The sequence below is a fragment of the Parafrigoribacterium humi genome (assembly GCF_040227205.1).
Lineage (GTDB): Bacteria > Actinomycetota > Actinomycetes > Actinomycetales > Microbacteriaceae > Parafrigoribacterium_A > Parafrigoribacterium_A humi.
This window is the reverse complement of the sequence record NZ_JBELOA010000002.1, coordinates 36,384-50,248: the sequence shown is the minus strand read 5'-3', so window position 1 is coordinate 50,248 and position 13,865 is coordinate 36,384. Positions and strand designations below refer to the sequence as shown.

Sequence of the window (13,865 nt, the reverse complement as noted above, 5' to 3'; positions counted from 1 at the left end):
GCCCGCCTTTTAGTCGTCGACGGTGCTCAGTCGTCAGCGGTGCTGCTCGGACTCGTGCTCGGCGTGAGCGAGCGGCTCCAGCTGGAACGTCGAGTGTGCAACGTCGAAATGCTCACTCAGGCATTCGCTCAGCGAGTCGAGCAGTTCGTCGGTTCGGCACTCGCTGAATACCGCATCGTCGACAACGATGTGGGCCGAGAAGACGTTCGAGCCCGGCGTGATCGACCAGACGTGCACGTCGTGCACGGAGATGACCCCCTCTTTGCTGAGCACGTGCGAGCGGATGAGCGAGACATCCGTTCCCTTTGGCGTGCCCTGGCTGAGCACCCGCAGCACGTCCCGCAACAGGGAGAGAGCGCGAGGAAGGATGAGTGCCGCGATTGCGAGTGAGGCGATGGCATCCGCTCGTTCGAAGCCGGTGAACAGGATGACCACGGCCGCAACAGCGACGGCGACCGACCCGAAGAGATCTCCCAGCACCTCGAGGTAGGCACCCCGCAGGTTGATCGAGTCCTTCGCGCCCGCGCCAAGCACGCGCAGCGCAGCCACGTTGGCGATCCCGCCGATGATGGCGATGACGAGCATGAGCCCGCCCTGCACCTCGGCGCCCGGTTCGATGAGTCGTTGCACGGCTTCGACGACGATCGCCACCACGACGACGAGCAGGATCGCGCCATTGATCATCGCGCCCAGCACTTCCGCGCGGCGATTGCCGAAGGTGCGGCGGTCGGTTGCGGGCCTCGCGGCGATGATCGTGGCCGTCAGCGCGACGAGCAGCCCGGTGAGGTCGGAGAGCATGTGTCCCGCGTCCGCGAACAGAGCGAGCGAGCCGGAGAGAAGTGCACCGATGACCTCGACCACGAGCACGGTGCCGACGATCGCGATGGCGATGCCGAGTCTTCGGCGATTCGCCAGGCTCGCGCCGTGATCGTGTCCGTGTGTGCTCATTGTTCCCGCCTCACTTCCAACTCTAGGAAGGGCTAGGCCCCGCGGCCAGCATTCCGAGCAGATGGTAATGACAGCCATTCTCAGTGCCGTGCAGAATCGCCCCGCGCGTAATCTTCAGAACGGTGGAATCATTTGGATCGTCAGCCGATTCTCTTCACCAGACCGAACGGAGAAGTATGGTGCACACGGACGACGGATACAACTGGCTTGCGCTGCAGAAGCAGGCCCACCGCGAGTTCGGACGCGCCGTCGCCGCCATCACCGACTGGAACGCGCCGACGCCCGACGCCGAGTGGAACGTGCACGATCTCGTGCTCCACGTCGTGCAGGAACAGCAGTGGGTCCCCCAGCTGCTCTCCGGCCTCACCATTCCGCAGGCCAAGCGACAGCTCGCCCACCTCGGCAGCGACCTCAGGGCCGAGTGGCGGCTGTACTCGCTCGCCGCAACCGCCGCCTGGGATGAGGCGAAGCCCGACGCGCTCGTGACCCTCTCGTACGACACGGTCACCGTCGAGGACTATCTGCGCGAGCAGACGAGCGACGTCGCGATCCACGCCTGGGATCTCGCTCGCGCGACGGGCGCGGACGAGAGGCTCGACCCGATGCTCGTCGAAGCGGTCTGGACCGTGTTCGAACCGCAGCGGGAGACCCTCGCCACGAGCGGCCTCTACGCATCTCCCGTCACGCTCGCGGATGACGCCCCACTGCAGTCGAGGCTGCTCGCGATCACCGGCCGCGACGACCGGCGGTAGCTCGCTACTCGACTAACGCAGGAAGCACGAGGCTCACGCCGAGCACGATCATGGTGACGGCGATGATGCCGTCGAGGATGCGCCACGCGAGCGGCTTCGCGAACACTCCCGAGAGCAGCCGCGCCCCGTACCCGAGGCCGGCAAACCAGATGACGCTACCGAGGGCCGAGCCCACACCGAACCACCAGCGGCCGACATCCCCATGGGTGTTGGCGATGGAACCGAGCAGTAAGACGGTGTCGAGGTAGACGTGCGGGTTGAGCCAGGTGAGCGCGAGCGTCGTGAGCACGACACTGCGGAGCGTGGAGCCATTGCCGCCCTGCTCGACCTCGAGGCGTCCGCCGAGGAACGCGCGCCGCGCAGCGAGGAGGCCGTAGCAGACGAGGAACGCCGCTCCGAGCCAGCGAACGACGACGAGTCCGACCGGGAAGCGTGCGATCACGAGGCCGACCCCGCTGATCCCGAGGAAGATCAGTATGAGATCCGAAAGGGTGCAGATCACTACGACGGCGAACACGTGCTGTGCGCGGATGCCCTGCCGCAGCACGAAGGCGTTCTGCGCGCCGATGGCCACGATGAGCGACAGTCCCAGGCCGAGGCCGGCGGCCACGGGAAGCAGCGCGGCGGAGGGGACGATCACAACTCGACGCTACGGCCTGGAGCTCGCTTAGCCCAACTAATGTTCCTACAGCTGCATTAGCATCGCTAATCATGGATCTGCAATTCGATCAACTTCGCGCCTTCGTCGCCGTCATCGACCAGGGCTCATTCGAGGCCGCCGCGCGCGAACTGCGGATCACCCCGTCCGCGGTCAGCCAGCGCATCAAGGCACTCGAGACCGGCGTCGGACGCATCCTCGTGCAGCGCCAGAAGCCCGCGAGCGCAACGGAGTCGGGTGAGGCCGTGCTCCGACTGGCGAGGCAGCTCGCCCTGCTCGAGAACGACACCATCGCGGCGCTCGACGCGAGTGGTGCGCGCGAGGCCGCGAGCATCCCGATCGTCATCAACGCCGATTCGCTCGCCATCTGGGCCCTCCCCGCCCTCGCGGAGGTGTTCGCGAGCCACGGCGTTTCGTTCACCGTGTACCGCGAAGACCAGGATCATTCCACGGAACTCCTGAGGCGCGGCACCGTGATGGCGGCGATCACCTCGGTCTCGACGCCGGTGCAGGGATGCCTGGTGCGCCCACTCGGACGCATGCGCTACCGACCGATGGCGACTCCGGAATTCGTGAAGCGCTGGTTTCCGGATGGTGCGACGGCCGAGAGTCTCGCCGCCGCCCCTGTCGTGCTCTTCGATCGCAAGGACGAGCTCCAGGACAGCTATCTGCGCAGCCGCGGCTCGGCACTGAACCCGCCGCGCAGCTACATCCCGGCATCCACCGAATACGCACGCGCGGTCGAGCTCGGGCTCGGCTGGGGGATGCTCCCGGGCGCGCAGAGCGACCGGCAGGAGTCCGCGGGCACGCTCGTCGCCTTCGACCCCGACGGCTCCATCGACGTGCCGCTGTACTGGCAGCAGTGGAAACTGCACTCTCCCCTGCTCGCGGCCGTCGCCGATGCGGTCTCACGTGCCGCGACACGACACCTCGGCTAGTGTCAGCTCACCCAGCGTCAGGGGCGCAGGCTACGGTGAGCCGATGGGTGCGAACAGCGAGAAGGAAGTCCTCCACTTCGAAACTCCTGCCGAATGGGAGCGATGGCTGGCCGAGCATTTCGCGCGCACCGAGGGCGTGCGCCTGAAGCTTCGCCGCAAGAATGGCAGCCTTCCCGGCGTGAGCTACGCGGAGGCGCTCGATGTCGCGCTCTGCTACGGCTGGATCGATGGCCAGGTCGGCGCACTGGATGACGATTTCCATCTGCAGGTGTTCAGCCCGAGACGCCCGCGCAGCATGTGGTCACAGCGCAACCGCGATCACGTCGCCCGACTCATCGCCGAGGGGCGGATGCGGCCGTCCGGTCAGTCTGCCGTCGACGCCGCGAAGGCGGACGGCCGCTGGGACGCCGCCTACCGTCAGAGTGACAAGACAGTGCCGCACGATCTGCAGGTAGCGCTCGACGCGAGCCCGAAGGCCGCGGCCTTCTTCCTGCGGCTGACCGGTCAGAATCGCTTCGCCATCCTGTTCCGGGTCGGCACCGTGAAGCGCGAGGAGACTCGAGCAAAAAAGATCGCGGAATACGTGGCCATGCTCGAGCGCGGTGAGACGATCTACCCCCAGAAGAATCGGGGAAACTCCTGAGAGCTTGCTGATGACCCCCATGCAGGGGTCACGCCAACCTAGGCTGAAATGGCCGACCACGAGGTGAGCATCGAACACTCGAAGGAGAAATCGCATGAAGGCAGACAAGAAGCTATCCGACAACCTGCAGGCCGTACTCGTCGACCTGATCGAGTTGGGCATCCAGGGCAAGCAGGCGCACTGGAATGTCGTCGGCACGAACTTCCGAGACATGCACCTCCAGCTCGACGAGATCATCGCTGCCACCCGTCTCGCGTCCGACGAGGTCGCCGAGAGGATGCGTGCGCTTCACGCGCTGCCGGACGGCCGCTCCGAGGTCGTGACCAAGACCACCACCCTGCCCAAGCTTCCGCCGGACCAGTTGGCCACCTCGGAGGTCGTCGACCTGATCACCGAGCGACTGGATGCTGCTGCCGCGACCTGCCGCCGGGTCCACGATGAAGTGGACGAGGCAGACCCGACGAGCGCGGACATCCTGCACACGGTCATCCAGATGCTCGAGCAGTACTCCTGGATGGTTCGCGCCGAAAACCAGAAACCACGAAAGCGCGCCAGCTGAGGCGGCACAAAACGTAGAGTGGGCGGGTGAGCACAGAAACTCCCCGCCCCTGGCTTTCCCACTACGCACCGGGCATTCCCCACGACATCGAGCTGCCGACCGATTCCCTGTACGACCTGCTCGAGACCTCGGTCGCGGCGTACGGAAACCACGTCGCACTCGAGTTCTTCGGTGCTACCACGAGCTACCGGGAACTGGGCGAGCAGGTCGCCAGGGCCGCTGAAGGGCTACGCACGCTCGGGGTGAAGAAGGGCGACCCCGTTGCCATCGTGCTGCCCAACGCTCCGCAGCACATCGTCGCGTTCTACGCCGTGCTGCGGCTCGGGGCGATCGTGGTCGAGCACAATCCGCTCTATACACCGCGGGAGCTGCGGCACCAGTTCGAAGATCACGGCGCGAAGGTCGTGATCGCCTGGAACAAGGTGGTCGAGACGATCCAGGCGTTCCCGGCGGATGTCGCGGTCGACACGATCGTGTCCGTCGACATCACGAGGTCGATGCCGCTTCTCACCCGCGCCGCGCTGCGCCTGCCGATCGCCAAGGCGCGGGAGTCCCGCGCCGCCCTCACGACCCGGGTGCGCGGCACGGAGAAGTGGAGTGCGCTACTGAAGAACGAACCGATCGCCTCCGAGGTCGAACGCCCGACCGCCGCCGACGTCGCCGTCATCCAGTACACGAGCGGCACCACCGGCCACCCCAAGGGTGCCATTCTCACCCATCTGAACCTGAATTCGAATGCGGCGCAGGCCCGGGCCTGGGTTCCGACGATCGAGCGCGGAACCTCGATGGTCTACGCGGTGCTGCCGATGTTCCACGCCTACGGGCTCACCCTCTGCCTCACCTTCGCGATGAGCATGGGGTCTCGGCTCGTGCTGTTCCCCAAGTTCGACCCGGCGCTCGTGCTCAAGGTGCTGCGCAGGCGGCCACCGACCTTCCTCCCGGCCGTGCCGCCGATCTACGAGCGATTGATGGCCGCGGCCGAGGCCGACGGCGTGTCGCTCGCGGGCATCCAGATCGCCATCTCCGGAGCGATGCCTCTTGCCCAGTCGCTCGTCGACCCGTGGGAGAAGCTCACGGGCGGCTACCTCGTGGAGGGCTACGGTCTATCGGAGACGTCGCCAGTGCTCATGGCCAACCCCGTGTCGGAGAGTCGTCGCGCCGGCACCGTCGGGCTGCCGCTGCCGAACACGGAGGCGCGGGTCGTCGACCCGGAGAACCCCACGCTCGATCGCGCGTCTGGCGACGAGGGAGAGCTCGTCGTGCGCGGTCCTCAGGTCTTCGGCGGGTACTGGAAGAAGCCGGATGAGACGGCTGCCGTGTTCGTCGCCGACCCCGCCGGCGGTGCACCCTGGTTCCGCACCGGCGACATCGTCACGATCGACGCCGACGGCTTCGTGAGCGTCGTCGACCGCATCAAGGAGCTCATCATCACGGGCGGCTTCAACGTGGCGCCGTCCGAGGTCGAGGAGGCCCTCAGGGCGTTCCCCGGCGTCGCGGATGTCGCCGTCGTGGGCCTGCCGAGCGCCCACAGCGGCGAGGATGTCGCTGCCGCGGTCGTCATGGAGGCCAATGCCAGGTTCGACGAGGCCGCCATCCGCGCCTTCGCCCGCGAGAACCTCACGGCCTACAAGGTGCCGCGCCACATAGTCGTCGTGGATGAGCTGCCGAAGTCGCTCATCGGCAAGACTCTGCGACGTGTGGTGAGGGAACGATTGATCGCCGGGGAACCCAACTAAAACCAGTCCAGTCCTGCGGCGCGCCGAGGTATCCCCTCGGCGCACGAGTGTTTCAATCAAACCGTGGCCGAGAAAACAGACGAAGAGTCAGCACCCCGACGGCGCAACGCGAGCACGCGCCTGATCGTCATGCTCGTGGCCGGAATTATTGCCGCGGCCATTACAGGGCTCAGCTGGGATTGGCAATTTGCGACGGCGGTCGGCTGGATCGCGGCTGCGTTCGTGTACTCGGCCTGGATCTGGATCCTCATCGGCTCTCTGGACGCAACGAAGACCAAAAGCCGGGCCAGCCGCGAAGATCCGACTCGTGGCATCTCGGACCTGCTCATCGTGCTCCTGAGCATTGCCAGCCTGTCTACGGTCGTGATCACTCTCGTGCAGGCCAGCACCGCCCACGGCGCAATGAAGGGAGTCCTCGCCGGTATCGCGCTCGGAAACGTCGCGTTTTCCTGGATCCTGCTGCACACGCTGTTCACTCTGCACTACGCCCGCATCTATTACACCGACGGCGGCACGGGCGTGAACTTCAACCAGGATGACCCGCCCCGTTACCTCGACTTCGCCTACCTGTCGTTCACCCTCGGTATGACCTACCAGGTGTCCGACACCAACCTCACAACCTTCCGTATCCGTTCGCTCGCGCTGCGGCACGCGCTGCTGTCGTTCCTGTTCGGCTCGATCATCCTGGCCACCACGATCAACCTCATCGTGGGCCTCACGAGCGGCGGCTGACGGCGCGGGCTGGTCTGCCCACTCGCCTGCTCTCGTCCCGCCTCATCTCCGCACTGCCCCCTCCGCGCGTCGCTTCCGCCCGTCCTGCCCGTCGCTTCCGCCCGTCGCTTCCGCCCAAATGAAGGAGTTGCCGGCGCTGTTCCCCGCGTTTACGGGAAAGGTCACGCCATGGGAGCGCTCCACTCCTTCATTTGGGCGTTGCGCGGGGATTGCGGTCTGCGGGGCGGGGCGCTACTGGGTGACGAAGTCGATGAGCTGCTCGACGCGGCCGAGCAGGGCCGGTTCGAGGTCGGCAAAGGTGCGCACCTGACCGAGGATGCGTTGCCAGGCCCGTGCGATATCCGCCTGGTCCTCGTGCGGCCAGCCGAGGGCGTCGCAGATGCCGTGCTTCCACTCGAGCGAGCGTGGAATGACCGGCCACTCGGCCATGCCGAGCCGGGCCGGCTTCACCGACTGCCATACATCGACGAACGGATGCCCGACCACGAGCACGTGCGCTTGATACGGACCACGGGCCACGGCATCCGCAATCTTGCTCTCCTTCGAGCCGGCAATCAAATGGTCGACCAGAACACCGACCCGGCGATCCTTGCCCGGCGCGAAGTTCCGCAGCACCTCGTCCAGGTGGTCAACACCGTCGAGATATTCAACCACGACGCCCTCGAGCCGCAGATCCGCGCCCCACACCTTCTCCACGAGTTCGGCGTCGTGACGGCCCTCGACGAAGATGCGACTGGGCAGAGCTACGCGCGCCGTCTGGTCGGCGACGGCGAACGAACCGGATGCTGTGCGCGCCGTGCCCGCAGGCCGCCTCACGGGAGCCACGAGGATCACCGGCTCGCCCTCGAGCAGGAACCCCGCACCGAGCGGAAACACCCGCACCTTGCCCTTGTAGTCCTCGAGCTGCACGAGCTTGTTCTCGATTCCCACCACGGCGCCGCAGAACCCGGTCTCGACCTCTTCGATGACGAGGTCGTGCACGGCTTCGACCTGCGGCACCGCCGTGCGGCCCGCGTTGCGCCAGTCGCCGGCGAGCACGTCGGCGCCATAGCGGTCAGGGCCCAGATCGTCGATCATCGTCTGCGGTAGCGGGCGATCCGGTAGCGGATGTCCGTCTTCGACACCGCCCAGCCCTCGGTCGGCTCCACAGACTCACGAACCCACTCGGGTCCGAGTTTTGGCGCGAACGCATCGCCCTCCACCCGCAGATCCAGCTCGGTCACGACGGCGACCGTGGCGACATCCACCGCATCGCGGTAGACCCTGCCGCCGCCGATGATCCAGATCTCATCTGTGTCTCCCGCCGCCTCGAGCGCGGCCTCGAGGGACTGCACCGCCATGGCGCCCTCCGCCCGCCATCCGGGATCCCGCGTCATCACGATGTTGCTGCGCCCGGGAAGCGGGCGCCACTTCTGCGGCAGCGCGTCCCAGCTCTTCCGGCCCATGATCACCGGATGCCCCATGGTCACCCGCTTGAAGTGCGCGGAGTCCTCCGGCAGGTGCCAGGGCATGTCGTTGTCTTTGCCGATCACGCCGTCCGCCGTCTGGGCCCAAATCATGCCGATGACTCGATTCATCCCGACGACTCGGTTCATGTCTGGGGGTGGCGCAGCCGCGCTCATACCGCGACCGGCGCCTTGATCCCCGGATGATGTTGATAGTTCACGACCCGGAAGTCATCGAATTCGTAGTCGAAGATCGACGCGGGCGTGCGCGCGAACTCCAGCGTCGGATACGGGTACGGCTCGCGGGTGAGCTGCAGCTTCACCTGCTCGACATGGTTGTCGTAGATGTGGCAGTCGCCGCCGGTCCAGACGAAGTCGCCCGGTTCGAGGCCGAGCTGCTGGGCCACCATCATCGTGAGCAGCGCGTAGCTCGCGATGTTGAACGGCACACCGAGGAACAGGTCGGCGCTGCGCTGGTACAGCTGGCAGGAGAGCCTGCCATCAGCGACGTAGAACTGGAAGAAGGCGTGGCAGGGGGCGAGTGCCATCTGCGGGATGTCCGCGACGTTCCAGGCGGAGACGATGTGGCGGCGGGAGTCGGGGTTCGAGCGCAGGTTCTGCATGAGCTCGGTGATCTGGTCGATGTGTCCGCCATCCGGGGTCGGCCATGAGCGCCACTGCACCCCGTAGACCGGGCCGAGCTCGCCCCCCGGCGATGCCCACTCGTCCCAGATCGTCACGCCGTTCTGCTGCAGCCAGCCGACGTTGGAGTCGCCGCGCAGGAACCAGAGCAGTTCGTAGGCGATGGAGCGGAAGTGGACCCGCTTCGTCGTGATCAGCGGGAACCCCTCCGACAGGTCGAAGCGCAGCTGACGACCGAAGACGCTGCGCGTCCCGGTGCCCGTTCGGTCGGATTTCGGCGTGCCCGTCTCGAGTACATCGCGGAGCAGGTCTTCATACGGCGTGTGCACGACTCAACCCTATGTCGCGCCGACGCCACGGCGCCGACGCCACTCGCTGTTACCTCGGTGCCTCTCCCCATCCGCGCGGATTGTTGGTAGGACGCGGGTCAGGCGGGGTCGGATGTGCCCGGCTCGAGCGGCGGGGCGAGTTCGAGGTATTTCTCCGCGATCTGGGCGCCGCGGTGGATGCTGCCCGCGGCATCCGTCTGTGGCTCGTCGAAGTCGACCCACCACTGGGTGCCGCGCTCCGCATTTCCCCAGACGCCGGCGATCGCCGAACCGGCCGATCGAACGATCACTCCCGTAGGTTCCCCCGAGAAGGGCGCGGCATCCGCGGGTGAGGCATCCCGGACGTGAACCTGGGCTCCGACTCCGAACCCCTCACTCATCGCGGGGCACCCGATCCGTCGTGCCGCAGAGAATGGTCAGCGCTCGAGGCGCTTCATGATGTGTGCGGGGATCGCCACGGCGACCGAGATCGCGAGGATGCCACCGATGAACATGAAGCCGGGGCCAGCGATGTCGGGGCCGAATGAGTACCCCATGAGCAGGAGTCCGCCCACAAAGAAGATGAAAGCTACAACGAAGCCGGCGATGTTCATACTCGAACTTTAGCAAGGCCCGCGGCGGATTACCGCACGCCGGGCGCGAGCAGGATGCCCGTCGAGACCAGTTCGCGCACGCTCGGCAGCAACTCCGCGGTCAGCGCGGCCTCATCGGCGCCGAGCAGTTCGGCCAGCGCGGCACAGATCGCGCGGATGCTCAGATCGCCATCGCAGGCGCCGACGAGCGCCGCGAGCGCCGTCCCTGCCTCCACGGTTCGCCCGAACCCACCGCCCTGCCGCAGCGTTATGACGGTCGGATCCGCATCTCCCGGCCAATAGTGACGTTCCTCCGTCACGTCCGATGCGACCGTGAGCGTGGCCAGCAGGAGCGACTCATCGCTGAGGCCCGCCTGCCAGCCCTGCGCCGCGAGGCACGTCGCGAGATGTTCTCCGAGACCGGCGGTATTGGTGCCGAGCGGGGCGTGCAGGCGCTCGATGCGTCGGAGCCCGGCCGCGGCATCCGCCCGCCTGCGCAGGAGGATGTAACCGAAGCCGACTCGGGTCACCCCGCGCTCCTCGAAGTCGTCGAGCCACGCGCCGTAGAGGCGATCGAACTCGGGCGTGCCTGGTTTGGTGCCGCCGTCCCTGATCCAGGTCTCGGCGTAGCTCGCGACGTCCTGCACCTCGCGCTCGATCACCCAGGCGTCAAGCCGAGCGCCCGCGGCGACCTCCGCGTCTGCGAGCCAACCGCGCACCCGATCGAGGCGGTCTTCCCCGTCGCGGTACTCCCAGTTGCCGAGCAGTTGAGCGATGCCTCCCGGCACGAGGTGCGGTGTCATTCCCCGGATGACACTCGCCACGAGCGCGTCGCCCACCATGCCGCCATCCCGGTATTCATACTCCGGAACTCCCTCGGCGCGCGGGGTGATGACGAACGGCGGGTTGGAGACGATCTGGTCGAAGGTCTCGCCCGCAACCGGGTCGAACAGGCTGCCGGAGCGCAGCTCGATGGTGTCGATCTCGTTGAGCTCCGCGTTGAGCGCGGCGAACCAGAGAGCCCGCTCCGAGATGTCGGTGGCGACGACGTGGCGGGCGTGGCGCGAGGCGTGCATGGCCTGGATGCCGCACCCGGTGCCGAGGTCGAGCACCGTCCCCGATGCGTCCTCGCGTGGCGCGATCATGAGTCCGGTCAGGGTCATGGATGCTCCGCCGACGCCGAGCACATGGTCCGGCCTCAGCGCGGCACCGCTCGACACCTCGCCGAGGTCGCTTGCGATCCACCACTGGCCCGCGCCACGAGCATCCGTGAACTCGTAGGGGCGCAAGTCGATGAGCGGGTGCACCTGGCCATCGGCGGCAATAAGCCCCAGCTCGACCGCGCCATCGACGCCGAGCGCGGGAAGCGCGGCGGCGACCTCATCGCCCGGCTGCGGCATCCCGAACATGAACAGCCTGGCGAGCGTCGACGCCGGCTCGGGTGTCCGTTCAGCGCCGCGCTCGATCGACTCGTGCCGCGCGAGCTCCCGCAGCGCGGGTACCCGCTGCCCACGAAACAGGGCGGATGCGGCCTGCTCGCCCCAGAGCACATCGAGCGCATCGACGAAGAAGTGGGCCGCGCGCAGGTCGGAGCGCAGCAGGGAGACGAGTGCAGGATTCACCGTCCCATTCAAGTGCACGCCAGACCGGGCCAAGCACCGCCCTGCGGCGGGAGAAATGTCGTGGCGGCGGGAGTCATGACTCCCGCCACGAGGTGCCAACTCCCGCCACGAGAGACGAGCTGCGTGTCAGCTGCCCTTCAACACGGAGAGCACGTTGCCCGCCGGATCCTTGAACCAGGCGATGTCCGGCCCGCGCCCGTTCCCGCGCGCGATGCCCTTCGCATCCGTCGGGAAGTCGGCGTCGTCGTAGATCTTGGTGACCACTCCCCTGGCGTTCAGGTCGTCGACGGCGTCGTCGACATCATCCACGTCGAAGTTCAGGATGGTGAAGCTCGCGGGAATGTGGTTCGGCTTGCCGTAGACGATGACCATCGCGCCGCTGCCCAGGTGGAGTTCGAGAATGCCCATCTCGTTCTCCGTGACCTCGAGGCCGAGGGTCTCGCCATAGAAATCTCGTGCAGCAGGGATGTCGTCGACGGAGAACCCGCTGAAAGCTTTGACCGGTGAAAACATGACCTGCTCCTTCGCGCTCTGTTCCACCACGGCGAAGCGCACCGTTCGCACCATGGTCACACCACCGGGCCACTCGCGCAAGAGTGAGCGATGTGGCGGGGTTGAGTTCTCGTGGCGGGAGTCATGACTCTCGCCGCGAGCCGCTAACTCCCGCCACAACCACTCTCGGCCGGCTCAGGCGAGCTGCTCGCGAACGAGCGGCACCACCTCGCGCCCGTACAGCCCGATCGAGCTCATGAGCTGCTCGTGCGGCATGGTTCCCGTGGCGTACTTGAGGTCGAAGCGCGACAGTCCGAGACCCTGCACCGTGCGCACGATCTTGGCAGCAACAGTCTCGGGCGACCCCGCGAAGATCGCGCCGTTCGTCACTTCGCGATCGAACTCCTCGCGCCCCATCGCGGGCCAGCCGCGCTCCCTGCCGATGCGCTCGTGGTTGGCGCGGAAGTGTGGCCACAGTTCTTCCCTGGCCTGCTCATCCGTTGCCGCGATGTGCCCGGGAGAGTGTGCAGCGATCGGCAGCTCAGGACGTTCGAACTGCGTGAGCGCACGCTTGTAGAGGTCGGCGTATGCGGCGAAACGCAGCGGGTCTCCCCCGATGATCGCGAGCACGAGCGGCAGACCGTAGCGGGCCGCGCGCACCACGGACTCCGGACTTCCGCCGACGCCCACCCAGGTGCGGATCGATCCGGATTCGCTTGGCGGATACACGGACTGGTTCGTGAGAGCGGCACGCGTCGTGCCGGACCAGGTAACCGGCTTCTCCTTGAGCAGTTCGGCGAAGAGCTCGATCTTCTCTTCGAACAGCACGTTGTAGTCCTCGAGGTTGAACCCGAACAGCGGGAACGACTCGGTGAACGACCCGCGCCCGAGGATCACCTCCGCGCGACCGTTCGAGAGCGCGTCGAGGATCGAGAAACGTTCGAATACGCGCACCGGGTCATCCGAACTCAGCACCGTGACGGCGGAACCGAGACGGATGTGCGTGGTGCGCGAGGCGATCGCCGCGAGCACCATCTCGGGAGAGGAGACCGCGAAATCGTCGCGATGGTGCTCGCCGATGCCGATGAAATCGAGTCCGACCTCGTCGGCGAGAACGGCCTGCTCGACGATGTTGCGGATGCTCTGCGCGTGAGAGAGCTTCTCGCCAGAGCGGTCCACCGTGATGTCACCGAAGGTGTCGAGTCCGAATTCGAGCGTGTTCATGGGCCATTCCGCCTTTTCGCTAGGTTCATGCGTTTGCATATTTATGCCCAACCGTTCACAACATTCTCCTATTCCGCCCTGCCTGATGCATTTATCTGCTTTCGGGGGTAGTGTCGGCGATACCGAAGCCGTCCGTGCTTCCGAGGGAGGGATGCCCTATGGCAGACAAATCACCGAAGAAGAGCAGCGCCAAGACCGTGGCGGCCAAGTCTCTCAAGGAAAAGCGCGCCGATAAAAAGGCCAAAGCGAATTCCAAGAGCGCGAGTGCCTAAGCTGTTTTAGAGCAATGCCATGGAGCGATGCCACGAAGCACCGCGGCCTATGACGCACCTTCAGGAGCCGGATCTTTTCAGATCCGGCTCCTTTCGTTCGAGCGCTGGTAGCGCTACGCCACGTCTTCGGGAATCAGGATCCACAGCACGATGTAGGCGATCACCTGCGGGCCGGGCAACAGGATGCTGAGCACGGTAATGAGCCGGACGATGCCCACCCTCCAGCCGAAGCGGCGCGCAATCGCGGCGCACACTCCGGCGATCACACGGCCGGTTCTGGGTCTGCTGAGATTCATGCTTC

General features: G+C 66.3%; 17 protein-coding genes. 6 read left to right on the top strand and 11 right to left on the bottom strand.

Going from position 1 to position 13,865, the window contains the following annotated elements; genetic code table 11:
- Window positions 1-33: 33 nt before the first annotated feature.
- Window positions 34-948 carry a cation diffusion facilitator family transporter gene (locus ABUA28_RS04480; protein WP_349902751.1) on the bottom strand — a complete coding sequence of 305 codons (915 nt, stop codon included), beginning with the start codon at window positions 946-948 and terminating at the stop codon, window positions 34-36.
- Between the two features lie 176 nt (window positions 949-1,124).
- Between ABUA28_RS04480 and ABUA28_RS04475 the strand changes: the two genes are divergently transcribed.
- Entirely contained in the window at window positions 1,125-1,700 is a 576-nt protein-coding gene (locus ABUA28_RS04475) for a TIGR03086 family metal-binding protein (RefSeq protein ID WP_349902750.1), read from the top strand.
- 4 nt (window positions 1,701-1,704) lie between these two features.
- Here ABUA28_RS04475 and ABUA28_RS04470 read toward each other — a convergent pair whose 3' ends face one another.
- Complete coding sequence (locus ABUA28_RS04470; RefSeq protein WP_407075421.1) at window positions 1,705-2,337, bottom strand: LysE/ArgO family amino acid transporter; 633 nt, start codon at window positions 2,335-2,337, stop codon at window positions 1,705-1,707.
- A gap of 74 nt (window positions 2,338-2,411) precedes the next feature.
- On the opposite strand from ABUA28_RS04470, the gene ABUA28_RS04465 reads away from it, so the two are divergent.
- The 5 genes from ABUA28_RS04465 (at window position 2,412) to ABUA28_RS04445 (ending at window position 6,966) form a co-directional block, all read left to right on the top strand.
- Entirely contained in the window at window positions 2,412-3,296 is an 885-nt protein-coding gene (locus ABUA28_RS04465) for a LysR family transcriptional regulator ArgP (protein ID WP_349902748.1), read from the top strand.
- A gap of 43 nt (window positions 3,297-3,339) precedes the next feature.
- Complete coding sequence (locus tag ABUA28_RS04460; protein ID WP_349902747.1) at window positions 3,340-3,939, top strand: YdeI/OmpD-associated family protein; 600 nt, start codon at window positions 3,340-3,342, stop codon at window positions 3,937-3,939.
- Window positions 3,940-4,033: 94 nt separating this feature from the next.
- Window positions 4,034-4,498, top strand: coding sequence for a Dps family protein (locus ABUA28_RS04455; protein ID WP_349902746.1), 465 nt, complete (start codon window positions 4,034-4,036; stop codon window positions 4,496-4,498).
- 26 nt (window positions 4,499-4,524) lie between these two features.
- Window positions 4,525-6,234: a long-chain-fatty-acid--CoA ligase gene (locus ABUA28_RS04450; RefSeq protein WP_349902745.1), complete on the top strand. Its 1,710-nt coding sequence runs from the start codon at window positions 4,525-4,527 to the stop codon at window positions 6,232-6,234.
- 63 nt (window positions 6,235-6,297) lie between these two features.
- Window positions 6,298-6,966: a DUF1345 domain-containing protein gene (locus ABUA28_RS04445; RefSeq protein WP_349902744.1), complete on the top strand. Its 669-nt coding sequence runs from the start codon at window positions 6,298-6,300 to the stop codon at window positions 6,964-6,966.
- Between the two features lie 231 nt (window positions 6,967-7,197).
- On the opposite strand, the gene ABUA28_RS04440 is transcribed toward ABUA28_RS04445, so the two are convergent.
- The 9 genes from ABUA28_RS04440 to ABUA28_RS04400 all read right to left on the bottom strand — a co-directional run bounded on the left by ABUA28_RS04440 (window position 7,198) and on the right by ABUA28_RS04400 (window position 13,860).
- A complete protein-coding gene (locus tag ABUA28_RS04440) occupies window positions 7,198-8,043 on the bottom strand; it encodes a DUF3097 domain-containing protein (RefSeq protein ID WP_349902743.1) in 846 nt (281 codons plus the stop codon).
- Complete coding sequence (locus ABUA28_RS04435; protein WP_349902742.1) at window positions 8,040-8,543, bottom strand: dihydrofolate reductase; 504 nt, start codon at window positions 8,541-8,543, stop codon at window positions 8,040-8,042. The genes ABUA28_RS04440 and ABUA28_RS04435 overlap by 4 nt, the downstream gene beginning before the upstream one ends.
- A gap of 41 nt (window positions 8,544-8,584) precedes the next feature.
- Window positions 8,585-9,382, bottom strand: coding sequence for a thymidylate synthase (locus tag ABUA28_RS04430; RefSeq protein WP_349902741.1), 798 nt, complete (start codon window positions 9,380-9,382; stop codon window positions 8,585-8,587).
- Between the two features lie 98 nt (window positions 9,383-9,480).
- Window positions 9,481-9,762, bottom strand: a complete 282-nt coding sequence (locus ABUA28_RS04425) for a hypothetical protein (RefSeq protein WP_349902740.1) — start codon at window positions 9,760-9,762, stop codon at window positions 9,481-9,483.
- A 36-nt stretch (window positions 9,763-9,798) separates the two neighbouring features.
- The gene (locus ABUA28_RS04420) at window positions 9,799-9,975 is read right to left on the bottom strand and encodes a hypothetical protein (protein ID WP_349902739.1); all 177 of its coding nucleotides are present in this window, start codon (window positions 9,973-9,975) and stop codon (window positions 9,799-9,801) included.
- 29 nt (window positions 9,976-10,004) lie between these two features.
- A complete protein-coding gene (locus ABUA28_RS04415; RefSeq protein WP_349902738.1) occupies window positions 10,005-11,576 on the bottom strand; it encodes a DUF7059 domain-containing protein in 1,572 nt (523 codons plus the stop codon).
- A 126-nt stretch (window positions 11,577-11,702) separates the two neighbouring features.
- Window positions 11,703-12,089 (bottom strand): VOC family protein, encoded by a 387-nt coding sequence (locus tag ABUA28_RS04410; protein WP_349902737.1) that lies wholly within the window; start codon window positions 12,087-12,089, stop codon window positions 11,703-11,705.
- Window positions 12,090-12,263: 174 nt separating this feature from the next.
- Window positions 12,264-13,292 carry an LLM class flavin-dependent oxidoreductase gene (locus ABUA28_RS04405; protein ID WP_349902736.1) on the bottom strand — a complete coding sequence of 343 codons (1,029 nt, stop codon included), beginning with the start codon at window positions 13,290-13,292 and terminating at the stop codon, window positions 12,264-12,266.
- A 385-nt stretch (window positions 13,293-13,677) separates the two neighbouring features.
- Entirely contained in the window at window positions 13,678-13,860 is a 183-nt protein-coding gene (locus ABUA28_RS04400; RefSeq protein WP_349902735.1) for a PspC domain-containing protein, read from the bottom strand.
- Between the last annotated feature and the right edge of the window lie 5 nt (window positions 13,861-13,865).